Origin of the sequence: Pseudomonas fragi (assembly GCF_900105835.1) — a bacterium.
Lineage (GTDB): Bacteria > Pseudomonadota > Gammaproteobacteria > Pseudomonadales > Pseudomonadaceae > Aquipseudomonas > Aquipseudomonas fragi.
Genome location: NZ_LT629783.1, coordinates 2,470,572 through 2,492,911, shown reverse-complemented (window position 1 = coordinate 2,492,911; position 22,340 = coordinate 2,470,572). Strand labels below are relative to the sequence as shown.

At 59.6% G+C, this 22,340-nt stretch carries 18 protein-coding genes; 17 read left to right on the top strand and 1 reads right to left on the bottom strand.

Features of this window, described 5'->3' with window-relative positions; all coding sequences use genetic code 11:
• Positions 1-114: 114 nt before the first annotated feature.
• Positions 115-1,410 carry a carbohydrate porin gene (locus tag BLU25_RS11460; protein WP_016783523.1) on the bottom strand — a complete coding sequence of 432 codons (1,296 nt, stop codon included), beginning with the start codon at positions 1,408-1,410 and terminating at the stop codon, positions 115-117.
• A gap of 176 nt (positions 1,411-1,586) precedes the next feature.
• Here BLU25_RS11460 and BLU25_RS11455 point away from each other — a divergent pair, with 176 nt between their 5' ends.
• The 17 genes from BLU25_RS11455 (at position 1,587) to garD (ending at position 22,329) form a co-directional block, all read left to right on the top strand.
• On the top strand, positions 1,587-2,600 hold the full coding sequence (locus BLU25_RS11455; protein ID WP_016783522.1) for an ATP-grasp domain-containing protein: 1,014 nt from the start codon (positions 1,587-1,589) through the stop codon (positions 2,598-2,600).
• A 93-nt stretch (positions 2,601-2,693) separates the two neighbouring features.
• Complete coding sequence (locus BLU25_RS11450; RefSeq protein ID WP_029611732.1) at positions 2,694-3,830, top strand: phosphoribosyltransferase domain-containing protein; 1,137 nt, start codon at positions 2,694-2,696, stop codon at positions 3,828-3,830.
• Positions 3,820-4,578 (top strand): HAD family hydrolase, encoded by a 759-nt coding sequence (locus BLU25_RS11445; RefSeq protein ID WP_083369644.1) that lies wholly within the window; start codon positions 3,820-3,822, stop codon positions 4,576-4,578. Before BLU25_RS11450 ends, BLU25_RS11445 begins: the two co-directional genes overlap by 11 nt.
• Positions 4,571-5,665: a cysteine protease StiP family protein gene (locus tag BLU25_RS11440; RefSeq protein ID WP_083369643.1), complete on the top strand. Its 1,095-nt coding sequence runs from the start codon at positions 4,571-4,573 to the stop codon at positions 5,663-5,665. The genes BLU25_RS11445 and BLU25_RS11440 overlap by 8 nt, the downstream gene beginning before the upstream one ends.
• Entirely contained in the window at positions 5,665-6,624 is a 960-nt protein-coding gene (locus BLU25_RS11435; RefSeq protein WP_016783518.1) for an HpcH/HpaI aldolase/citrate lyase family protein, read from the top strand. The genes BLU25_RS11440 and BLU25_RS11435 overlap by 1 nt, the downstream gene beginning before the upstream one ends.
• Positions 6,621-7,298, top strand: a complete 678-nt coding sequence (locus tag BLU25_RS11430; RefSeq protein ID WP_016783517.1) for an HAD-IB family hydrolase — start codon at positions 6,621-6,623, stop codon at positions 7,296-7,298. Before BLU25_RS11435 ends, BLU25_RS11430 begins: the two co-directional genes overlap by 4 nt.
• A 73-nt stretch (positions 7,299-7,371) precedes the next feature.
• The gene (locus BLU25_RS11425; RefSeq protein WP_016783516.1) at positions 7,372-7,962 is read left to right on the top strand and encodes a TerD family protein; all 591 of its coding nucleotides are present in this window, start codon (positions 7,372-7,374) and stop codon (positions 7,960-7,962) included.
• On the top strand, positions 7,959-9,179 hold the full coding sequence (locus BLU25_RS11420) for a TerD family protein (protein ID WP_016783515.1): 1,221 nt from the start codon (positions 7,959-7,961) through the stop codon (positions 9,177-9,179). Before BLU25_RS11425 ends, BLU25_RS11420 begins: the two co-directional genes overlap by 4 nt.
• 66 nt (positions 9,180-9,245) lie before the next feature.
• Positions 9,246-9,695 (top strand): tellurite resistance TerB family protein, encoded by a 450-nt coding sequence (locus tag BLU25_RS11415; RefSeq protein ID WP_016783514.1) that lies wholly within the window; start codon positions 9,246-9,248, stop codon positions 9,693-9,695.
• 7 nt (positions 9,696-9,702) lie between these two features.
• Positions 9,703-10,749: a TerC/Alx family metal homeostasis membrane protein gene (locus BLU25_RS11410; RefSeq protein WP_016783513.1), complete on the top strand. Its 1,047-nt coding sequence runs from the start codon at positions 9,703-9,705 to the stop codon at positions 10,747-10,749.
• Between the two features lie 26 nt (positions 10,750-10,775).
• The gene (locus BLU25_RS11405) at positions 10,776-11,351 is read left to right on the top strand and encodes a TerD family protein (protein WP_016783512.1); all 576 of its coding nucleotides are present in this window, start codon (positions 10,776-10,778) and stop codon (positions 11,349-11,351) included.
• Positions 11,352-11,390: 39 nt separating this feature from the next.
• Entirely contained in the window at positions 11,391-11,969 is a 579-nt protein-coding gene (locus BLU25_RS11400; protein ID WP_016783511.1) for a TerD family protein, read from the top strand.
• A gap of 386 nt (positions 11,970-12,355) precedes the next feature.
• Positions 12,356-17,068, top strand: a complete 4,713-nt coding sequence (locus BLU25_RS11395) for an AAA domain-containing protein (protein WP_016783510.1) — start codon at positions 12,356-12,358, stop codon at positions 17,066-17,068.
• Between the two features lie 174 nt (positions 17,069-17,242).
• The gene (locus BLU25_RS11390; protein WP_037001762.1) at positions 17,243-17,992 is read left to right on the top strand and encodes a FadR/GntR family transcriptional regulator; all 750 of its coding nucleotides are present in this window, start codon (positions 17,243-17,245) and stop codon (positions 17,990-17,992) included.
• 354 nt (positions 17,993-18,346) lie between these two features.
• Entirely contained in the window at positions 18,347-19,258 is a 912-nt protein-coding gene (gene kdgD, locus BLU25_RS11385) for a 5-dehydro-4-deoxyglucarate dehydratase (RefSeq protein ID WP_016783508.1), read from the top strand.
• 150 nt (positions 19,259-19,408) lie between these two features.
• The gene (locus BLU25_RS11380) at positions 19,409-20,764 is read left to right on the top strand and encodes an MFS transporter (protein WP_016783507.1); all 1,356 of its coding nucleotides are present in this window, start codon (positions 19,409-19,411) and stop codon (positions 20,762-20,764) included.
• Positions 20,765-20,775: 11 nt separating this feature from the next.
• Entirely contained in the window at positions 20,776-22,329 is a 1,554-nt protein-coding gene (garD, locus tag BLU25_RS11375) for a galactarate dehydratase (RefSeq protein WP_016783506.1), read from the top strand.
• The last annotated feature ends 11 nt before the right edge of the window (positions 22,330-22,340 follow it).

Genomic DNA, 22,340 nt, shown 5'->3' with positions numbered 1-22,340 from the left:
AAACACACATCCATGTGAGAGCGGGCTTGCTCGCGATGCTATCACCGCGGTTTTGCAGTCAGAACGCGGCGATAGCATCGCGAGCAAGCCCGCTCCCACAGGAAGCCCAAGCCCTTAGAAAGTCGCTTTTACCTGCAAACCCGCCACCAGCGCATTGCTGCGCTTGGCGCCATAGAAAGCACCAGGCTCGATGATGTACTGCAGGTCCGGACGCAGCAGCAGCCACGGCGTGACTTGCGCACCATAGTTGAGTTCCAGCAACTGCTCGCCGCTGTCCAGGCTGGCGATCATGTCCGCCTGCTCGGGACTGCTGGCTGCCGCTTCCTGGACATCACGCGAACGCGAGTTGAACACCGCGCGGCCATAGGCAAAGGCGATGCTGTCCTTGGGACGGCTGGCAAACGGCTTTTGCTTGACCAGACCCACCGAGTACCAGTGGCGCATCGGCGAGGTGGCGGCATTGCTGCTGGACGCCTGGCCAAAGGCGCGCAATACGCTTTCGGGGTCTTGCTCGTCACGCCAGATGGCCTGGTCGACCAACACATAGGCACCGGTGCGGTTGTTGGCTTTTTGCGTGCTGCCAATCTTGCGGGTGTTGGAGGTGTCGTAGTACCAGCCCACTTTATATTGGCCATTAAGCCAGGCGTTGTTGGTGAAGATCGCCTCCAGCGGCATGATCGCCCCCGTGGTGCCTTTGGTGGTCATGCTGAACGCTTCGGAGGAGCGGCTGTTGTACTCGGGGTTGACCTGGAACAGCGCCGTTTGCAAGGTCAGGGCCGGGCTGACGGTGTAACGCAATTCTGCACCCCAGTGGCCGGTGGGGTAGTTGGTCCAGCCACTGCCATTGGATTGGGTCAGCGGGTGCGCGCAAAAACCGGCGTTGACGAAGCTGGTCAACAACGGCATGCCGCCGAACTCGTTGCCCATCGGCATAAAGCCCAGCTTGGTGGTCAGGTCTTCGGAAAACAGCGTGCGCTGGTAGCTGAACTCAGACAGACGGGTGTAGTTGCCGCCAGCGTTTTCCTGGATCGGCAGGCGGTTGCCTACGAGGTCTTCGGAGGCGCTGTGGCCGCGACGGTCATTGACGGTGACTTGCACCAGGCCAGCATCGGCGCTACCGAGTATTTTACTCAGGTCGAACTGGGCACCGATGCGCACTTGCTGCGAATAGCGGGTGCCGTGCTTGATGCCGCCATGCAGGTTGGAGAAGGTTTCGGAGTTGTAATCACCGGTCAGCTTGATGCCTTTATCGGCCAGCTTCTGGCGTTCGCCGCCCCAGTCGCCGGTCAGGGTCGAACGGTTCATCAGGTTGTCGGTGGTGTCGGCCAGTACGCAGGCAGGCGTCAGGGCCAGCAATGACAAGCCGCCGCACAGGCTGGTGTTCAGCAGGGCGCGGGAAGAGAAAAACATCTACGGGAGCTCCTTTACATGAAGTGTCGGCGACAGGGCGCGACACGATGCCGCACATTATGAACTATTTAGTTAATTAATTTCATATTTGGTTACACGGCCTCCCTCTAATGACTAAGGGCGTTGGTAGCGGCCATCCGCTAGACTCCCGCGTTTATCCGTCTCAAAGGATGTTCATGATCTGGTTTCTTGAAGGGCAATCGAGCCAACGCGACGTGATTGCAGGTGCCCGGGCGGCGCTGCCGGAGACGGTACGGATTTTCGCTTCACACCGACAAAGCCGTCCCGAAATTACCGGGTTGGCGGATATCGCCTGGCGCGAACCGCAAGACAACCAGGAGCGCATCGGCTGGGTGATCGAGCAGGCCCGTGCCCAACAGATCAAGGTGGTGCTGGCCGGGCGTGTGGGCCAGGTTTATGAAGCGCACCGCGCCGAGTTCGAAGCAGCGGGGTTGCAGCTGGTCACTGGCGCGCTGGACCTGGACACCTTTGAACGGGTCGATGACAAGTCGGCGTTCACTCGCGAGGCGCTGGCGGCCGGGCTGGCGTGCATCCCGGCAATAACCGTGAGCACCCGTGCCGAACTGCAGGCGGCTTACGCGCAACTGGCCCGTGACGGCCAGGTCTGTGTCAAACCCACACGCGGCATTTACGGCCAGGGCTTCTGGCGGCTGGCCGATAACGTCGACCCGTTCCGCAGTTTTGCCAATGCCGACGCCCATGAGGTCAATGCCGGCGTATTTGCCCAGGCCTACGGTCAGTCGGATGCGCCCAAGCCGTTGCTGGTCATGCCTTATATGCCCGGCAGCGAATGCTCGGTGGACATGGTCTGCGAGGCGGGCGAGGCCGTGGCCTGGGTCGGGCGGCGCAAGCAGGGCCTGATGCAGACGTTCGAGCGCGATGGCGCCGCCGTCGAGCTGGCGATCAAGGCCGCACGGCACTTCAAGTGCGACGGCATCGTCAATGTACAAACCCGTGATGATGCGGAGGGTCAGCCGCACCTGCTGGAAATCAACCTGCGTTACTCCGGCGGCATCGGCTACACCCGTGAAGCCGGGGTCAACCTGCCGGGGATTTTTGCCACTCGCCGCCTCGGCCTGCCAGTGCCTCCGAGCCTCTGGCGCGAAGATGTACAGGTCAAGGCGATCACCGTGGTTGTGCCGGTTCGCGGCGATTCGCTCCTGGGGTGATTTGACGTTTTCGGTAACTATTTATCGCTTGTTTAAAGTGATCGTCTCGCCGATTGTCCCCCACTTTTTATGTATTTCAGGTAGTAAAAGTTGATGAATAACACTAACCCCATGACCGGTCCCAAGGTTTTGCATGCAAACCTCAAGCGCGGTCGTCTGGAGGTAGAGGTCAATGCATCGACCTTTGCTGCGCAGGCACTTTTCGATTTTGCCGAGCGTCGCAATCCCAAACGGGCCTTTCTGTTTGTTTCGCGTGTACTGGGCCGGCATATTCCTGCTCGGCCCTCATTAATGGCACAAAGCTTCAATGCCCTTGCCGGCAAGATTCCTGCTGACCTGCCCGGCCCGGTACTGGTGATCGGCATGGCCGAAACCGCCGTGGGCCTGGGCGCCGGGGTACACCGTGCCTTGAGCCAGACCCGCAATGACTGCGTGTACCTGTGCAGCAGCCGTCACCCTACGGGCAGCGCCTTGTTTGCCCGCTTTGAAGAAGAGCACAGCCACGCCAGCTCGCATTTGCTGCACCTGCCGCAAGACGCGGCAACCCGCGACATGATGCTCAACGCCCGTTCGCTGGTGCTGGTGGACGATGAGGCATCCACCGGCAATACCTTTATCAACCTGTCCCGGGCGCTGGCCGAGGCGGGGCTCGATTCGATCGAGCGCATCGTCACTGCCACCCTGACCGACTGGTCCGGGGACGCCGTGCGTACAGCAATGGGCGATCACGTCAGCAGCGTGGCTTTACTCGACGGTCGCTACACGTTCGCCGAAGATTTAACCGCAGAACTGCCAGAAATGCCCGAAGTGGGCAGTGTTGCCCAAGGCGACTGGGCACTGGACGCGAGCCGCGACTGGGGCCGCATGGGCGTTCGCGAACACCACGACACGCTGGCGCCGGGCCTGCAGGTCGCTGCCGGTGAACGGATTCTGGTGATCGGTACCAGCGAATTCGTCTGGCGTCCGTTTTTGCTGGCCGAGCGCCTTGAACGGGCCGGTGCCGATGTGCACTTCAGCTCTACCAGCCGTTCGCCGATTGCCCTGGGCCATGCCATCGATCATGCGTTGTCGTTCTCGGACAACTACGGCCTGGGCATCCCCAACTTTTTATATAACGTCGCCCCCGGCCAGTTTGACCGGGTGCTGATCTGCAGCGAAACCCCGGCGGCTGCCGTCGACCCGGCGCTGGTCAGCGCATTGAATGCGCAGGTAATCGTTGATGAACAGTAATCGCCCCCTGGTGTTCGTTGATCTGGACGACACCCTGTTTCAAACCGCCCGGAAAATGGGCGATGAGCCACGTTTTCCCGCCACCCTGGACGTGGACGGCCAACCCAACGGCTTTATGAGCGCGACGCAAAAGAGCTTTGTGGAATGGCTGCTGGCTACCAGCGACGTGGTCCCCGTGACCGCACGCAGCATCGAAGCCTATCAGCGCGTGCAGTTGCCATTCGTGCATGGCGCGGTCTGTGCTCACGGCGGGGTGATTCTCAACCCGGACGGCTCGCTGGACCCGGTCTGGCATGCCCGCATGTGCGAAGAGCTGGCGCTGGAGCAAACCCGCCTGCATCAGTTGAGCGAGCAAACCCTGGCCATTGGCGCCGAACTGGGCTTCTCATTGCGTGGCTGGGTGGTTGAAGAGCAGGGCCTGGCCAATTACGTGGTCACCAAGCACAACAACGAAACCGACCAGGCGCTGCTCATCGTGCTGGCCGAAGTCAAGGCGCGGGGCTTGCTCGACGGCCTGTATGTGCATGGCAATGGCAATAATCTGGCTTTCCTGCCCATCACCTTGCAAAAGCGTGAAGCGGTACGAGAGTGGATCCGCCGCGACCGGGCGATCAACGGCAAACGCCCGCTGCTGGGCTTTGGCGACAGCGTGTCGGACCTGGGCTTTATGGCCGAGTGTGACTGGTGGGGCACGCCCATACGCGGTCAGTTGGCCGCGCATGTGCTGGCGAGCGTCGATCATGAATAATGCCTTCGCCGGGCTGCAGACCGTCGGCAGTGGCAGCTATGCCGCCGATGACGTGCACTTTTTACTGCGTGCCATGCAGATTGAAGTCACCGACGTGCAGGAAAAAGAACGCCTGATCCAGACCCAACAGCGCCATTACTCCGAAATGATCAGCCAGGAGCATGCGCCATCCGACACCCATAAAAGCCTCTATCAACTGGCCCTGGCCCAGAACGGTGCCCGTATGGCGGGTGATGTGCAGGCGCTGGCCCAGGCCTTGAATGAGCGCTACAACGGCCCTTCGATTGCGCTGGTGTCGTTTGTGCGCGCCGGCTTGCCCTTGGGCGTGTTGCTGCGCCGGGCATTGCTCGATCTGGGGCGCGAGGCTGCGCACTACGGCATCAGCATTATTCGTGACCGTGGAATCGACAATGTTGCACTCGAAGCTATCATCAAGGCCCACGGTGCGGAAAATATCGTGTTTGTGGATGGCTGGACCGGCAAGGGCGCGATCAGCGGCCAGATCCGCGACAGCCTGGCTGGGGATTCGCGTTTCCCGCCAGATCCGCGCCTGGTGGTCCTGGCCGACCCTTGTGGCCGGGCCTGGCTGGCCGCCTCGGCAGAAGACTGGCTGATCCCGTCGGGCATCCTGGGGGCGACTGTTTCCGGGCTGGTTTCGCGTTCCATCTGGCCACAAGACCCGGGCCTGCATGGATGCGTTGTGTATGACCATTTGGCGGAACACGACGTGACCATGAGTTTTATCCACAGCATCGAAACCGAGCGGGCACAGCTTGCCCCGCTGGCCGCTGCACAACCCTGGACAGCCGAGCAGGCCGCAGCCTTGCAACACTCGGCGGTAGCCGCGGTCGAACGTATCTCGACGCGGTTTGCGGTGACCAACCCCAACCGGGTCAAGCCGGGGATCGCCGAGGCCACCCGCGCCGTGATGCGCCGGGTGCCGGACCATGTATTGGTGCGCAACCTTGACGATCAGGACGTGCAACTGCTGTTGCACCTGACGCGCCAGGCCCATATCGAGGTCCAGGAAGTGGGTGATGAACTGGGGCCGTATCGCGCCGTGACCGTAATCAGGAGTGTTCGCTGATGATCAAGCACTCAGCCTATGCCTTGGGCGCCACACTGTATATGCCGGCCACTCGTCCCGACATTCTGGAGGTGGTGCTGGGTGAAAAGATCCAGGGTTTGCGCTCGCTGGTGGTGTGCCTGGAAGACGCCGTGGCCGAAACCGACGTGCAGCAAGGGCTGAACAACCTGAAAAACCTGCTGCTGGGCATCGAGGCGCGTGGCGGTCGCCCTTCCAGCGGTCCGATCCTGTTTGTGCGGCCACGGGATGCTGCGATGGCAGCTGTGCTCAATGACTGGTCGTTGATGCGTCACGTCGACGGTTTTGTCGTGCCCAAGCTCAGCCTGGGCAATATCCGCGAGTGGCAACAGGCGGTCACCCGCGAAGACTTGATGCTGATGCCCACCCTGGAAACCGCAGACGTTTTTATCCCCAACGCCATGGTTGAACTGCGCAGTGCCATGCTGGAGCTGCTGCCAGGGCGTATTATTGCCCTGCGCATTGGCGGTAACGACTTGATGGGCTGCCTGGGCTTGCGTCGCCCTCAAGCGATGACCTTGTACAGCACGCCCATGAGCTATGTGATCCCCATGTTGTGCGGGATCATGGGCTCGGCAGGTTTTGCCCTGACTGCGCCGGTGTTCGAGCAGCTCAATGCACCGCACTTGATGGAGCAAGAGCTGGCGCTGGATATGGCCCACGGGCTTGTGGGTAAAACCGCGATCCACCCGTCGCAAATTGCAGTTATCCACAGGGCGTTGCAAGTCAGTCTTGAAGATCTCAACAGCGCACGCCACATATTGAATGAGGCGGCGCCTGCGGTGTTCAAGTTCAACGACGCCATGTGCGAGCCTGCGACCCATTACAAATGGGCGCAAACAATTATTGAACGGGCACATTGGCAAGGGGTTCGCCCTGAAGTTGCCAGCCCGTCGGACACTTTTGGAGGCAGCCTGCGATTGGCTGAATTAGTGGGTTGAACGACGTTTTGAAGACAACGGACAAAGGCAATAAGCAGGTACTGGCTGCGTTCGATTTTGATGGCACGCTGACCTATCACGACAGCTTTGTGCCGTTTTTGCGCTTTGCCTTTGGCAACCGGCTGTTTGCCATGCGCCTGTTGCGGATGATCCCGGCCACGGCGTGTTACCTGCTGGGCAGGATTTCGCGCAATGATTTGAAAGAGAAACTGATCGCGGTGTACCTGACCGGCACCCGGGAGGCCTGGGTAAAGGAACGTGCTGAAGCATTTTGTGACGTTTCCTGGCAGCGCCTGATGCGGCCTTTGGGCTTAACATCCGTCGCCAACCAGATTGAGCAGGGCGCCAGCGTGACGATTTGCTCGGCGTCCCCCGAACTGGTGCTCGCGCCTTTTGCCAAAAAACTCGGTATCGGCCTGATCGGTACGCGGCTGGCCTCGGTCGATGGCGTGCTCACTGGCGATATCGACGGCATCAACTGTCGTTGTGAACAAAAAGTCATCCGGCTGGAGGCGCAATACGGGCCTCTGGACCAATACGAGCTGCGTGCCTGGGGTGACACCCGGGGCGATGAACAAATGCTCGGGGCCGCTCAAGAGCCGCATTGGCGTGAATTTCACGCACTGTGGCGGCGCAAGCGGCCACTTGACGTGTGCTTGCGCGAGGAGCTGTAAGCAAGGCGTAAGCAAAGCATGTCAATAATCACTTATTACCTATCGTGCTTCAGTGCAGACAAGGAGACGCTTCATGGCCATTTCGCTGTCCAAGAATCAAACCATCTCTCTCGAGAAAGAAGCGGGGACCGGTCTCAAGAAAATCCGCATGGGCCTGGGCTGGGACCCGGTCAAGCCCAGCGGTTTTTTCGCCAAGCTGCTGAGCAGTGATGCCGCCATCGACCTGGATGCTTCGTGCATCCTGCTCGACAGTGCCAAACAACCGCTGGATCTGGTGTGGTTTCGCCAGCTCAAGTCCAACGACGGCTCCATCGTTCACTCCGGCGACAACCGCACGGGGGAGGGCGATGGCGACGACGAGTCGATCCAGGTCAACCTGGAACAGCTGCCGGCCGGGGTCAAGCACCTGGTGTTTACCGTCAACTCGTTTACCGGGCAAAACTTCGAAGCAGTAGAAAACGCCTACTGCCGTATCGTTGACGAGCTGACCGGCAAGGAGCTGGCGCGCTTCAATCTGTCGGACAAGGGCCGCCACACCGGCGTGGTCATGGCGTACATCAGCCGCACATCGGCGGGCTGGGACCTGACCGCCATCGGCACCGTGGCCAATGGCCGTACCGCCCAAGACCTGGCCACTGATGCGGCCCAGGCGGTGCGCGCATGACTACCCTGACTCCAGGCGCCAATACGGGCGTTGCCGGTTCCAGCCTGAGCGTCACCGTCAGCTACACCCCGGTAGCGGGGGCAGACCTGGATGTGTCGGCGTTCCTGCTCAATGAATCGGGCAAGGTGCGTGGCGACAACGACATGTGCTTCTTCGGCCAGCAGAGCGTCAACAATGGCGCGGTCAAGCTGGTGGAATCGGCGGCAGGTCGCAGCGTATTCAGTGTCAACCTGGACGCCATTGATCCGGCCATCGAAAAAGTCGCCCTGACCGCGACCATCTACGAGAACAAGGCCCGTTTCGATGCTTTCCCGCAACTGACGGTCACCGTGAGTGGCGGCATTGAAGCACCGATTCCGACCCAGGGCATGCAGGAAACCGCGTTGATCCTCGGCGAGTTCTATCGCCGCCAGGGTGCGTGGAAGTTCCGTTGCGTGGCCCAGGGCTTTGCTGGTGGCCTGGCGCCTCTGGCTGAGCATTTTGGCGTTGATATCGCGGCACCCGCTGCGGCACCTGCTCCTGCAGCCGCGCCGACGCCTGTGCCACCGCCAGCACCTGCACCTGCATCGAAGATCAACCTGTCGAAAATCACCCTCGACAAGCAGCGTCCGTCCATCAGCCTTGAGAAAAAGGACGGTGATTTCGGCGAGATCAAGATCAACCTGAACTGGAATCGCACTAACCCGAATGACAGCGGCGCCAGTGGTGCTGGCGGCTTTTTCGCAACCCTGCGTAACAAGGCCACCGGCAAGTCGGGCGGTATCGACCTTGACGTGGGCTGCCTGTACGAAATGGAAAACGGCCGCAAGGGCGCGGTACAGGCCCTGGGCAATGCCTTCGGTGATTTCCGTGATGAGCCGTTTATCCAGTTGATGGGCGACGACCGCACCGGCTCCGTGAGCGACGGCGAGTGGCTGCGTATCAATGGCAAGGAGTGGCGCAAGATGCGTCGCGTGCTGGTTTACGCGTTCATCTACGAAGGCGCGCCGAACTGGCAAGCTACCGACGGTGTCATCACCTTGTATATCCCGGGCGAGCCGCCGATTGAAGTGCGCCTGAGCGAAGAGGGCGGGACCAAGGGCATGTGCGCCATCGCCTTGCTTGAAAACGTCGGTGGCAGCGTGAAGGTCAACCGTCGGGTCGAGTTCTTCAAGGGCCACTCCGACATGGATAAAGCGTTCGGTTGGGGCATGCGCTGGGCTGCCGGTTCCAAATGAGCGCTGTGTAAGTGGCCGCCTGATGAAACAGGCGCCGTACCTGCAATTACTGACAAGGTGACTCCAATGCTCGAATGGCTCAAAACCAACGCTACCGCCGCCCGTGACAAGCTCTCGACGGAAGTCAGCAAGTTCAAGAACCGTGAATTCATGGAGGCCGTGGTTTCCGGGTGTGCACTGGTGGCCGCTGCCGATGGCAACATCAGCAGCGACGAAAAACAGAAGATGGTCGGGTTTATTCAAAACTCGAACGAGCTGAAGGTCTTTGACGTCAAGGACGTGATCAAGGCCTTTAACTCCGTGTGCGAAAAGTTTGAGTTTGACCAGCAGATCGGTCGCGCTGAAGCGCTGAAATCGATCGGTCAGCTCCGTAAAAAAGAAGATGCCGCCCGCCTGCTGGTGCGTGTTTGCTGCGCAATCGGTAGCGCCGACGGCAACTTTGATGAAAGTGAGCGGGCTGCTTGCCGCACCATCTGTAATGAGCTGGGGCTGAACCCTGGCGATTTTGATCTCTGAGGACATCATGGAAAACACGGCAATTGGCTTTCCGCCAACTACCATCGCTGTATTTGTGGCTCTGGCGGTCATTGCTCTGGCAATCGACCTGTTTACCCACAAAAGCGATAAACCGGTCTCGCTGACCAACGCCGCCGTCTGGTCGGTGTTCTGGGTGGTGATCTCGCTGATGTTTGCGGGCTATCTGTATGTGGCCCACGGCCCAAGCGTGGCCAGCCTGTTCGTGACCGGTTACGCGCTGGAAAAAGTACTCAGCGTCGACAACCTGTTCGTGTTCATGGCGATCTTTGCCTGGTTCAAGATCCCGGACGCGCTGCGTCACCGGGTTCTGTACTGGGGCATCATCGGCGCCATCGTGTTCCGCCTGATTTTCGTGGCGATCGGTACCGGTCTGCTGGCGTTTGGCCCTTGGGTCGAAGTGCTGTTTGCCGTGGTCGTGGCCTGGACGGCAGTGATGATGCTGCGCAGCAAGGAAGAGGATGAGGAGGAGGATTACTCCAAGCACATCGCCTACCGTTTTGCGAAAAAACTGTTCCCGGTCTGGCCGAAGCTGCACGGGCATAATTTCTTTGTTTCACGCACAGAGCTTGAAAAAGAGATCACGAAGCCGCAGAACAAGGGAATGACCCTTGTAGGCAAGGGCGCTCTTTTTGCGACCCCACTGTTTTTGTGTGTGGTGGTAGTTGAGGTTTCAGACATTCTGTTTGCCTTCGACTCCGTACCGGCCGTGATTGCCGTGAGCCGTGAACCCTTGATCGTGTACTCGGCCATGATGTTCGCCATTCTTGGCCTGCGGACCATGTACTTTGTTCTGGAAGCACTGAAACGTTACCTGGTGCACCTGGAAAAAGCGGTTATCGCGCTGCTGTTCTTTATTGCCGGCAAGCTGGCCCTGAACGCAACCGATCACCTGTTTGGCCATGGTTATGAAATTGATCCAAACACCAGTCTGATTGTGGTGTTGGTGGTATTGGCTATCGGTATCGTGGCCAGCATCATCTTTCCCGGTAAGGAAGAAGAGCAATCCGACGTTAACAACGACACGAAAGCTTGATCGCACATTACTAAGGAGAACTACACATGGCACTTTCCCTTTCCAAAGGCGGCAACCTGTCCCTGTCCAAAGAAGCCCCCGGGATGACTAAAGTCCTCGTGGGTCTGGGCTGGGATGCTCGCTCTACCGATGGTCAAGACTTCGACCTGGATGCGAGCGCTTTCTTGCTCAAGGCTGACGGAAAAGTCCGCGCTGACTCCGATTTCATTTTTTACAACCAGCTCAAAAGCGTTGACGGCTCGGTTGAGCACACGGGCGACAACCGTACCGGTGAAGGCGACGGCGATGACGAGGCGATCAAGGTCGACCTGTCCAAGGTACCTGCCGACATCGACCGCATCGCCTTTACCGTGACCATTCACGAGGCTGACGCTCGCCGTCAAAACTTCGGTCAGGTGCGCAATGCCTTCATCCGCATTGTGAACCAGGACAACAACAGCGAAGTGGCGCGTTATGACCTGGCAGAAGACGCCAGCACTGAAACCGCGATGATCTTTGCCGAGCTGTATCGCAATGGCGCCGAGTGGAAGTTCCGCGCGGTGGGCCAGGGCTTTGCTGGCGGCCTCAAGCCATTGGCGGAAAGCTACGGTCTGAAATTCTGATCTGTACCCCATCAACTTTTCATATAAGGGTTCACGAACATGGCAGTAAGTCTGAGTAAGGGCGGCAACGTCTCCCTGACCAAAGAAGCACCGGGCCTGACCGAAGTGGTTGTAGGCCTGGGTTGGGACCCACGGGTGACTGACGGCCAGGAGTTCGACCTGGACGCCTCGGTATTTATCGTTGGTGAGAACGGCAAAGTGCTGAACGACGGCAGCTTTGTGTTCTACAACAACAAAACTTCGCCGGACGGCCACGTTGTGCACCAGGGCGACAACCGTTCGGGCGCCGGTGACGGTGACGACGAGCAAGTGAACGTCAACCTGTCGGGTCTGTCGCAAGAAGCCAAGAAACTGGCGTTTGCGGTGACCATTCACGAAGCGGATGCCCGCAAGCAAAACTTCGGTCAGGTATCCAACGCTTACATTCGCGTTCTGAACAAGGCTGACGGCAAAGAGCTGGCACGCTTTGACCTGAGCGAAGACGCTTCGACCGAAACCGCGATGGTGTTCGGCGAGCTGTATCGCAATGGCGAAGAGTGGAAGTTCAAGGCAATTGGCCAGGGCTTTGCCGGTGGCCTGGCGCCATTGGCGTCGAACTTTGGCGTTAACCTGGGCTAACCCCCGGCGTTAAACAAAAGGCCCTCCCCGGTTTCGGGGAGGGCCTTTTTTTTGTGCAAAAAACCTGTAGCAGTTGCCGAGCTCCGCGAGGCTACGTTCGGCGGCGAAGCCGTCGTGAAGTCGGACATTGCGATGCGGCAGGCGTATTGAGTCGTCAGGTTTTGCAGCTTCAACTACCTGCGCTTGAGCGGGTGAGTGCGAGGGCGAGCGCAAAGCGTTGGGAAATAACCGGACCGTCTTTTATCGCGGGACGTTTTTACGAAATGATGTATCTGAATACCTCCAGAACCTCTGTATCGTATCGGCCATTGTAGGAATTTTCGCTTTTACTTGGCGCTCCCGGCTCTTATCGAAGTGCCCCTTTATCGAAGTGGTTCAGCTTACCCATGGAAACAGTACGTGCCCGTCTCGCCGGCCTGATCGAATTTGTTAAACAGACCGCGCTGATGCAAAAGCGGCCGGCGTTAACCCTCAGCCAGCACAACGCTTTCAGTGCCAGTGAAGAAAAACTGCGGGCATTGCCCGGGGTCAGCCTGGATCTGCACAACGATGAGGAAGACGAAGTCTGGCTGCAGCTTGAACGCTTGCATGAGACCAAACCGCCAGCCCCTCTAAGTCCGTTGCTGGCGTTGTGGATCGAGCTCAAGGGCACGCCGCAGATCGACCCGGTACTCAAGGTGCGTCTGGCACGGGAGGTCTTGATCAACAGCACGGCCATCTCCGAGGACGAGCGCTCACGCTTGATGCCTGTGGCCCTGCAGATCGGTGAAGACGTCGGCGTCGAAGAGTGGGTCAATCTGGAAGACTGCCTGGACGCCGGTGAGATCCGTGCGCAGTTCAAGGCCTACAGTCAAACGGCTTGGCGCCTGTGGGCCGCAGAAGAAAAACAACGCCGCAAAAGCATCGAGCTGTATGCCGAGCTGTTTATGCTGGTGCAACAGATGCAAGGCAACCTGGGGGATGCGCAGCTGGAACTGGTGTGGGGGCTGGGCGTTTCGACGTGGGAGCACCCCGTGGTCGGTGTCATCCATTACCCGTTAATCAGTCAGTTGGTGGAGATTGCCATCAACCCTGACAGCATGGCCATTGAAGTGCGCCCGCGCGCTGCCGAGCCACGGCTGGAAGTGGATGCCTATGTGGCGGCCGATATTGCCGGCGTCGGGCCGCTGGCGACCCTGGCCAAGGATTTTTTCAAACAGGAGCAGGCCGGTATCAGCCCGTTCAACGCCGCCAGTTACGAACCGGTGATTCGTTCGGCGTCGACCTTGCTTGATGCTCATGGTCAGTTTTTGCCGGTGACGCTGGCCGAAGGTGACCGTTCAGTCCCCAAGGCTGCCGAGTTCTTGTGCGTCACCGATACCTGGTGCCTGTTCGCCCGCACCCGCGACAGCAATATGTTTATTGAGGATCTGGGTCGTTTTGAAGGCGGGATCGAGGAGACCGGTAAGTTACCGGCGGCCTTGCGGGCCATTCTCACCGAACCGTCCAGTGTGCTGGAAGACGTAGCCCTGCCACCGTTCCGTGGTTTGTCCTACGTTAGTGGTTCCCAAGGCGGCGATGCGCCGGCGGCTAAGGTTCACGAGCTGTACTTCCCCAAGCCGTACAACGACGAGCAGGTGCAAATCATCCAGTTGCTGGAAGTGCATGACGGGGTAGTGGTGCAAGGCCCGCCCGGCACTGGCAAGACCCACACTATCGCCAACGTCATCAGCCATTACCTGGCCAATGGCAAGCGGGTGCTGGTGACGTCGATGAAAGACCCGGCCCTGGCGGTGCTGCAGGAAAAACTCCCTGAAGCCATACGTCCGCTGGCGATCAGTTTGCTGAGCAGCGAAGCGGATGGCATGAAGCAGTTCGAATTCGCCATTCAAAAGATTTCAGCCGAAGTACAGCGCATCGATAGAGCGCTGTATAAGCGCGAAATTGGCCAGATTGACGACGAAATCAACACCCTTCATGGTCAGATGGCCAGTGTTGATCGTGAGATCACCCATTGGGCCGAGCGTAATCTTTCGGACCTGGAGATCGACGGTGAGCGCTTGAGCCCCACCCATGCGGCCTTGCAAGTGGCGGCGGCGCAAGCCGGGATCAGCAACTTTGCCGACCTGATCGGCGTGAGTGAAGAGCATCGCCCGCGCTTCACCTTGCAAGACATCATCGCCTTGCGCGAAGCCCGGCTTGAACTCAAGGAATCGCTGGCCTATCTGGGCCAGAAACTGCCGCAACTGGGCGACTTTCCGGACGCGCAGACACTGATTCAGGTGCATCAGGATCTGGCTCAGGAAAGCCAGTTGCAGCTCAAGGAAAGCACTGGCGAAGTGCCGCGTCTGCTGGATAACAGCTCCCGGACCCTGGAGCAGGCCCAGGCGCTGGTCGAGCATTTGGGCCACCTGCAAGCCCTGCGCACGCAGATCAACACCTCGGCCCACAGCTGGGCCGCGCCCATGCAGGCGTGCCTGATGCGTGGTGGCAACGCTGATGTGCTGGTGCTGTTCGCCAGCCTCAAGGGCGAGATCGAAGAGGCGCTGGCCGGGCGCAAGGCCTTTGTGGCCCGACCGGTAAGCCTGTCGTTCGAGCTGCATGCGCAACCCGAGGTGGTGGCTGCTATCGATAACCTGGCCGAAGGGCGACGCCCGTTCGGCTTGTCCGGCCTGATTGGCAAGGGCACGCAAAAACAGCTGCTGGACACCATTGTGGTGCTGGGCAGCAAGCCGCAAAGCGATCAGGACTGGCAACATGTGCAAGCCTTTGTGCGCTTCCAGCAACACAGCCGCACCTTGCTGCTGCGCTGGAATGCACTGGCCGCCGAAATACCCTTGCCGACGCTGGAAACCGACGCCGATCAACTGATGGCGGCGGCCCGGGCGATCGAGCAGTTCGACGCGATTGTGCTTGCCGAGGAAGGTGAAATCCGTGCCAGCAGCGAGCTTAAACAGTTGCTCCCGGACTGGGCCGACGTCAGCCAGTTGCGCAGCAACGCCACGGTATTGGCCGAGGCCGAAAGTATCCTGCGGCATTACCTGATGCGTCATCGTCTGGCCGCCACCTGGGCGATCAAGGAAACCTTCAACAAAGCGCTGGCCGGTTGTGGCGGTGATATCAGTGAGCGGTTGCAAGGCTTTCTGGATTTGAGTCTTGGCCAGCCGCAGGTCGATATAGCATCACTGCAAAGCCAATGGTCCGGGCTGATGGACGAGTTGCGCCGGGTGATGGCCCTCACCGCAGCCCTTGAGACCGTACAGCGGGTCACCGACCTGATCGCGCAAAGTGGCGGTCTGCTCTGGGCTGCCCGTTTGCGTGAAGAACCGAGTATCGGGCCAGTCGACGGACTGCTCCCGGACAACTGTCTGGACCTGTGGCGCCTGCGCCGTCTGGCCCGTTATCTCGACAGCATCGACGGGCGCGAAGACCTCAAACGATTGTTCAAACTACGCGGTGAACTGGAACTGAGCCTGTCGCGGCTTTATCAGGATGCGGTGGTCAAGCGAACCTGGCTGCGCCTGTCGGAAAACGCTACGCCGAGTGTCAGGGCCGCCCTTGAGCTGTATCGCACAGCAATTCGCAAGATCGGCAAGGGCACCGGCGTGCGCGCCGGGCGTTATCGTCAGGATGCGCGACTGGCGGCCGATGTGGCGATTTCGGCGATCCCGTGCTGGATCATGCCGCATTACCGCATTTGCGAGAGCCTGCCTGCGCAGTACGGTGCGTTTGATCTGGTGATTATCGATGAGGCGTCCCAGTCTGACCTGACGGCGCTGCCAGCGTTGCTGCGGGCGAAAAAAGTGCTGGTGGTGGGCGATGACAAACAAGTGTCGCCCGACGGTATCGGCATGGAAGAAGAGCGCGTGCAGAACATGATGGCGCGTTTTCTGGGCAATCAGGTGGGCCTGTATCGGCCCTTGATGTCGCCCGAGCGTTCGCTGTACGACCTGTTCAAAGTGGTATTTGCCAAGAGCGGCACCATGCTGCGCGAGCACTTCCGCTGTGTGGCGCCGATCATCGAATACTCCAAGCGCGAGTTCTACAACCACGAGCTCAAGCCGCTGCGCCTGCCGATGATGACTGAGCGTCTAGACCCGCCGCTGGTGGACCTGCTGGTCATGGACGGGGAGAAGAAAGGCAAGTTCAACCTCGGCGAAGCCCAGGTGATCGTCGAGGAAATTCGCCGCCTGATTGCCCTGCCGCAGATTGCCGGGCGCAGCATCGGTGTGGTCTCGCTGCTGGGCGCCGAGCAAGCACAAAAGATCATGCAGATGCTGACCAAAGAGCTGGGAGAGGAGATCATCACCCAGTTCCAGATCAGTTGTGGGGATGCCCGCACGTTCCAGGGCAAGGAGCGCGACATCATGTTCCTGAGCATGGTGGCCTCTCCCGGCGACTGCTTTGCCAACAGCCGCGACTCGATAGCCCAGCGCTTTAACGTGGCCGCTTCGCGGGCGCGGGATCGCATGTACCTGGTGCGCAGTGTCGAGTTGACCGACCTCAGCCCTGTGGACAGTTTGCGCCGCGGCCTGATCGAGCATTTCGAGACCCCCTTTACCCAGGATGCTGCCCAGGTCAGTGACCTGCGCGAGTTGTGCGAATCCGGCTTTGAGCAGGAGATGTACGATGAATTGACCCAACGTGGTTATCGGGTTATTCCGCAGGTGGGCGTGGGGGCCTATCGCATCGACATGGTTGTCGAGGGCGACAACGACAGCCGCCTGGCCATCGAATGTGACGGTGACCGCTTCCACGGCCCGGATCGCTGGGACAGTGACATGCGCCGCCAGCGCATTCTGGAACGGGCGGGATGGCGTTTCTGGCGCTGCTTTGCATCGGCCTTTACCCTTGATCGCCAGCAGATCATTGCTGATTTGCTGGCTACCTTGAAGGCAATGAACATCGAGCCTGCCAGCGGCGAAGGCGCGGCGCCGAGCATTCATGTGGAGCGGCGTCAGGTGTATGGTTTTGCGCGCGCCGGGGCCGTTGATGAAGAGGGCCGTGTGCGGCCCTATGACGAGCGGCCGGCCAAGGACCCGTTTTTGTTCTGGGTTCCGGATGACAGCTGTGCGCTGAGCGATATTGAAGCGGACCAGTCCTCACCGCAGACCGTCTGACCTTCGCAGGCCGGCCAATCCCTTCAGGTTTTGGTCGGCATGTGTCAACAGGTGATCGTACAACCGCCTTGAGCTATGATGCGTGCATACGGGGGCGAGATAGTGCAGCACTCAGGTCTGCTGCTTTCAGGGTCAAAGCCTCCGATCCTTTTGATATTGAGAAAAATGTTCACCATGGAAAACCACAACGACGTACCCCGCCTCCCTCGCAAGCGCCGCAGCCTGGCGCAAGAGTTGGTGACGGTGCTGTCCGAGCAGATCCGCGACGGCATGCTCAAGCGCGGTGACAAGTTGCCCACCGAGTCGGCGATCATGGAGGCCCATGGCGTGAGCCGCACGGTGGTGCGCGAGGCGATTTCCCGCCTGCAGGCCGCAGGGCAAGTCGAGACGCGGCACGGCATCGGCACTTTTGTGCTGGATACACCGAGCCCGAGCGGTTTTCGCATCGACCCGGCAACCGTCGTCACCTTGCGCGATGTGCTGGCGATTCTTGAGTTGCGTATCAGCCTGGAAGTTGAGTCTGCCGGGCTGGCAGCGCAGCGACGCAGTGCCGAACAACTGGCCGCAATGCGTGCCGCACTGGATGCCCTGAACGAAAACACTGCGCGTAATGGCGATGCAGTGGCTTCGGACTTTCAGTTCCATTTGCAGATTGCGCTGTCGACGGGCAACCGCTACTTCACGGATATCATGACTCACCTGGGCACCAGCATCATCCCGCGAACCCGGCTTAACTCGGCGCGACTGGCCCATGATGACCAGCAGCAGTACATGAACCGCCTGAACCGCGAGCACGAAGAAATCTACCAGGCCATTGCCCGCCAGGATTCGGAAGCGGCGCGTGCGGCCATGCGCCTGCACCTGACCAACAGCCGCGAACGCCTGCGCCATGCCCACGAAGAAGCAGAGGCGCAGCGCGGGTAGGGCGTCCTCCACCTGTGGGAGCGGGCTTGCCCGCGATCGTATCGACGCGCATTGCCTGACAGACCGCAGCGTTTGCATCGCGAGCAAGCCCGCTCCCACAGGGTAATGCGGCGTAAGATGAGCTGTTCTACGACAACCTGCCACTCACTCAAAATTTAATTTCAACTTCGCCACACTCCACAAAAGCCCGTACTAGACGGGCTTTTTCGCTTTTATCGAAGCTGGAATGCACCCGGGCAGCCAGGATTTCAACAAATGAGATTGACGTTCCTTTGTTAAGTTGTACGATGACGTACGACGTAACGAAGCGCTAACGCATTTCTCATCACAACGTGCTCCCAGGGTGTTCGAATAATGAATCCACAAGAACTGAAGTCCATCCTCTCTTCCGGTCTGTTGTCCTTCCCGATAACCGACTTCAATGCTCAAGGTGACTTTCACCGCGAGGGTTATATCAAGCGTCTGGAATGGCTGGCCCCGTATGGTGCTTCGGCCCTGTTCGCAGCCGGTGGTACGGGTGAGTTTTTCTCCCTGGCCGCCAGCGAATACTCACAAGTGATCAAGACCGCAGTCGATACCTGCGCCACCAGCGTACCGATCCTGGCCGGTGTCGGCGGTTCGACCCGCCAGGCCATCGAATACGCTCAAGAAGCCGAGCGCCTGGGTGCCAAAGGCCTGTTGCTGTTGCCGCATTACCTGACCGAAGCCAGCCAGGACGGTGTTGCCGCCCACGTTGAGGCAGTGTGCAAGTCGGTAAAAATCGGCGTGATCGTCTACAACCGCAACGTCTGCCGTCTGACCGCGCCGCTGCTGGAGCGTCTGGCCGAGCGCTGCCCCAACCTGATCGGCTACAAGGATGGCCTGGGTGATATCGAGTTGATGGTGTCGATCCGTCGCCGCCTCGGTGATCGCTTCAGCTACCTGGGCGGCCTGCCGACTGCCGAAGTCTACGCAGCAGCCTACAAGGCGCTGGGCGTACCGGTGTACTCCTCGGCGGTGTTCAACTTTATCCCGAAAACCGCGATGGAGTTCTACCGCGCCGTGGCCCGTGACGATCACGGTACCATCGGCAAAATCATCGACGACTTCTTCCTGCCGTACCTGGATATCCGCAACCGCAAGGCCGGTTACGCGGTGAGTATCGTCAAGGCCGGTGCCACCATTTCCGGCTACAGCGCAGGCCCGGTGCGTACCCCGCTGACCGACCTGCTGCCCGACGAGTATGAAGCGCTGGCCGCCTTGATCGACAAGCAAGGCCCGCAGTAAGCAATGACCAAGGCCGCTGAGTAATCAGCGGCTTTTTACGTAAAGGAATACGATCGGTGGCTCACGCAGCTCCCACATAAGCTCCACCCGTCAGCAGCACCCAAAACAGATTCACCCGCGCATAAAAATAATCAGTGGGAGTAGTACTACATGCAAGCGACCAAGCCGACGCATGTCCGTTATTTGATTTTGCTCATGCTTTTTCTGGTGACCACGATCAACTATGCCGACCGTGCCACTATCGCCATCGCAGGCTCCAGCCTGCAAAAAGACCTCGGCATCGACGCCGTGACCCTGGGCTATATCTTTTCCGCATTTGGCTGGGCCTATGTGGCCGGGCAAATCCCCGGCGGCTGGCTGCTCGACCGTTTCGGCTCGAAAAAAATCTATGCCCTGAGCATCTTCACCTGGTCCCTGTTCACCGTGCTGCAAGGCTTTGTCGGTGAGTTCGGCATGTCCACGGCCGTGGTGGCGCTATTCATGCTGCGCTTTCTGGTGGGGCTGGCCGAAGCGCCGTCCTTTCCCGGCAATGCCCGCATCGTGGCCGCCTGGTTCCCTACTGCAGAACGTGGCACGGCATCAGCGATTTTCAACTCGGCGCAATATTTCGCCACTGTGCTGTTCGCACCGTTGATGGGTTGGATCGTTTATTCCTACGGTTGGGAGCACGTCTTTATCGTGATGGGTGTGTTCGGCATCGTCTTCTCGGGTATCTGGCTCAAGGTGATCTACAGCCCGCGTGAGCACCCGCGCATCAACGAAGCGGAGTTCAAGCACATCGCCGACAACGGCGGCATGGTCGACATGGACCAGAAAGGTAAAAAGGCCGACGGCCCCAAGTGGGACTACATACGCCAATTGCTGACCAATCGCATGATGCTCGGCGTTTACCTGGGTCAGTACTGCATCAATGGCATCACCTATTTCTTCCTGACCTGGTTCCCGGTGTACCTGGTGCAGGATCGCGGCATGACCATCCTCAAGGCCGGCTTTATTGCCTCTCTGCCAGCGGTCTGCGGGTTTATCGGCGGCGTGCTGGGCGGGGTTATTTCCGATTACCTGCTGCGCAAGGGCCACTCCCTGACCTTTGCCCGCAAGGCACCTATCATCGCCGGCCTGCTGGTATCGAGCAGTATCGTGGCCTGCAACTATGTGGACATTGAATGGATGGTGGTCGGCTTTATGGCCCTGGCCTTCTTTGGCAAAGGCGTGGGCGCACTGGGCTGGGCTGTGGTTTCCGATACCTCGCCCAAGCAGATTGCAGGCCTGAGCGGTGGCCTGTTCAATACCTTCGGTAACATCGCCTCCATCACCACCCCGATCGTCATCGGCTACATCATCAGTGCCACTGGCTCGTTCAAATGGGCACTGGTGTTTGTCGGTTGCAACGCACTGGTGGCGGTCTTCAGCTATCTGGTGATCGTCGGACCAATCAAACGTGTGGTACTCAAAGAGCCACCGACCAGCGACCCGAAAATCGCTGACATTTTACCTGTCCATAGTTGAGGAGCGGCGTCATGACGTTGATTGAACATTCCGATTCGCCGCGCTCGATCCGCCTGCACCCGCGGGATAACGTCGCGGTGGTGGTCAACGACCAGGGCGTACCGGCGGGCACTGTGTTTGCCGACGGGCTGGTGACAGTGGATTTTGTCCCACAGAGCCACAAGGTCACGCTGGCCGCTATTGCCGAGGGCGGCGAGGTGATCCGCTACGGCCAGGTGATCGGCTACGCATTGCAAGCCATTGCGCAGGGCAGTTGGGTCAATGAGGACCAACTGCGCATGCCCACCGCGCCGCCGCTCGACAGCCTGCCACTGGCCACCGATGTTCCTGCGCCGCAAGCGCCGCTTGAGGGCTATACCTTCGAGGGCTATCGCAACGCCGATGGCACGGTCGGGACGCGCAATATCCTTGGCATCACCACCACCGTGCAGTGTGTGACCGGCGTGCTGGACCATGCGGTCAAGCGCATCAAGGACGAGTTGCTGCCCCGTTACTCCCATGTCGATGATGTGGTGGCCCTGACCCACAGCTACGGCTGCGGCGTGGCGATCAGCGCCACCGATGCCTATATCCCGATCCGCACCGTGCGCAACCTGGCGCGCAACCCCAACCTGGGGGGCGAAGCGCTGGTGATCAGCCTGGGCTGCGAAAAACTCCAGGCCGGCCAGGTGATGCACGACAACGACAGTTCGGTGGATTTGAGCGAGCCGTGGCTGTACCGCCTGCAGGACGCCAGCCACGGCTTTACCGAGATGATCGAACAGATCATGGCGCTGGCCGAGGTGCGTTTGAAAAAACTCGATCAACGTCGCCGCGAAACCGTGCCGGCGAGCGAGCTGATTTTGGGCATGCAGTGCGGTGGCAGCGATGCGTTCTCCGGCATCACGGCCAACCCGGCGTTGGGCTATGCCTCGGACTTGCTGTTGCGAGCGGGGGCGACGGTGCTGTTTTCCGAAGTTACCGAAGTGCGTGATGCCATCTACCTGCTGACTTCCCGTGCTGCCAACGAAACCGTCGCCCGTGAACTGGTGCGCGAAATGGACTGGTACGACCGTTACCTGGCCAAGGGTGAGGCGGATCGCAGTGCCAATACCACGCCGGGCAACAAGAAAGGCGGGTTGTCGAATATTGTCGAAAAATCCCTGGGTTCCATCGTCAAATCCGGCAGCAGCGCAATCAATGGCGTGCTGGGGCCTGGCGAGCGGGTCAAGGGCAAGGGCCTGATCTTTTGTGCCACGCCTGCCAGCGATTTTGTGTGTGGCACATTGCAATTGGCGGCCGGGATGAACCTGCATGTGTTCACCACCGGGCGCGGTACGCCGTATGGGCTGGCAATGGCCCCTGTGGTGAAAGTCTCGACCCGTACCGAGCTGGCCCGACGCTGGCCGGATTTGATCGATATCGACGCCGGGCGTATTGCTACGGGACGGGCGACCATTGAGGAACTGGGCTGGGAACTGTTCCAGTACTACCTGGACGTGGCCAGTGGCAAACAACAGACCTGGGCCGAGCAGCACAAACTGCACAACGACATCACCCTGTTTAACCCGGCGCCGATTACCTGAGGATTGAGGTG

Coding starts and splice junctions, on each gene's coding strand:
- BLU25_RS11460 (WP_016783523.1), bottom strand. CDS start 1,410: ATGTTTTTCTCTTCCCGCGCCCTGCTGAACACCAGCCTGTGCGGCGGC.
- BLU25_RS11455 (WP_016783522.1), top strand. CDS start 1,587: ATGATCTGGTTTCTTGAAGGGCAATCGAGCCAACGCGACGTGATTGCA.
- BLU25_RS11450 (WP_029611732.1), top strand. CDS start 2,694: ATGAATAACACTAACCCCATGACCGGTCCCAAGGTTTTGCATGCAAAC.
- BLU25_RS11445 (WP_083369644.1), top strand. CDS start 3,820: ATGAACAGTAATCGCCCCCTGGTGTTCGTTGATCTGGACGACACCCTG.
- BLU25_RS11440 (WP_083369643.1), top strand. CDS start 4,571: ATGAATAATGCCTTCGCCGGGCTGCAGACCGTCGGCAGTGGCAGCTAT.
- BLU25_RS11435 (WP_016783518.1), top strand. CDS start 5,665: ATGATCAAGCACTCAGCCTATGCCTTGGGCGCCACACTGTATATGCCG.
- BLU25_RS11425 (WP_016783516.1), top strand. CDS start 7,372: ATGGCCATTTCGCTGTCCAAGAATCAAACCATCTCTCTCGAGAAAGAA.
- BLU25_RS11420 (WP_016783515.1), top strand. CDS start 7,959: ATGACTACCCTGACTCCAGGCGCCAATACGGGCGTTGCCGGTTCCAGC.
- BLU25_RS11415 (WP_016783514.1), top strand. CDS start 9,246: ATGCTCGAATGGCTCAAAACCAACGCTACCGCCGCCCGTGACAAGCTC.
- BLU25_RS11410 (WP_016783513.1), top strand. CDS start 9,703: ATGGAAAACACGGCAATTGGCTTTCCGCCAACTACCATCGCTGTATTT.
- BLU25_RS11405 (WP_016783512.1), top strand. CDS start 10,776: ATGGCACTTTCCCTTTCCAAAGGCGGCAACCTGTCCCTGTCCAAAGAA.
- BLU25_RS11400 (WP_016783511.1), top strand. CDS start 11,391: ATGGCAGTAAGTCTGAGTAAGGGCGGCAACGTCTCCCTGACCAAAGAA.
- BLU25_RS11395 (WP_016783510.1), top strand. CDS start 12,356: ATGGAAACAGTACGTGCCCGTCTCGCCGGCCTGATCGAATTTGTTAAA.
- BLU25_RS11390 (WP_037001762.1), top strand. CDS start 17,243: ATGGAAAACCACAACGACGTACCCCGCCTCCCTCGCAAGCGCCGCAGC.
- kdgD (WP_016783508.1), top strand. CDS start 18,347: ATGAATCCACAAGAACTGAAGTCCATCCTCTCTTCCGGTCTGTTGTCC.
- BLU25_RS11380 (WP_016783507.1), top strand. CDS start 19,409: ATGCAAGCGACCAAGCCGACGCATGTCCGTTATTTGATTTTGCTCATG.
- garD (WP_016783506.1), top strand. CDS start 20,776: ATGACGTTGATTGAACATTCCGATTCGCCGCGCTCGATCCGCCTGCAC.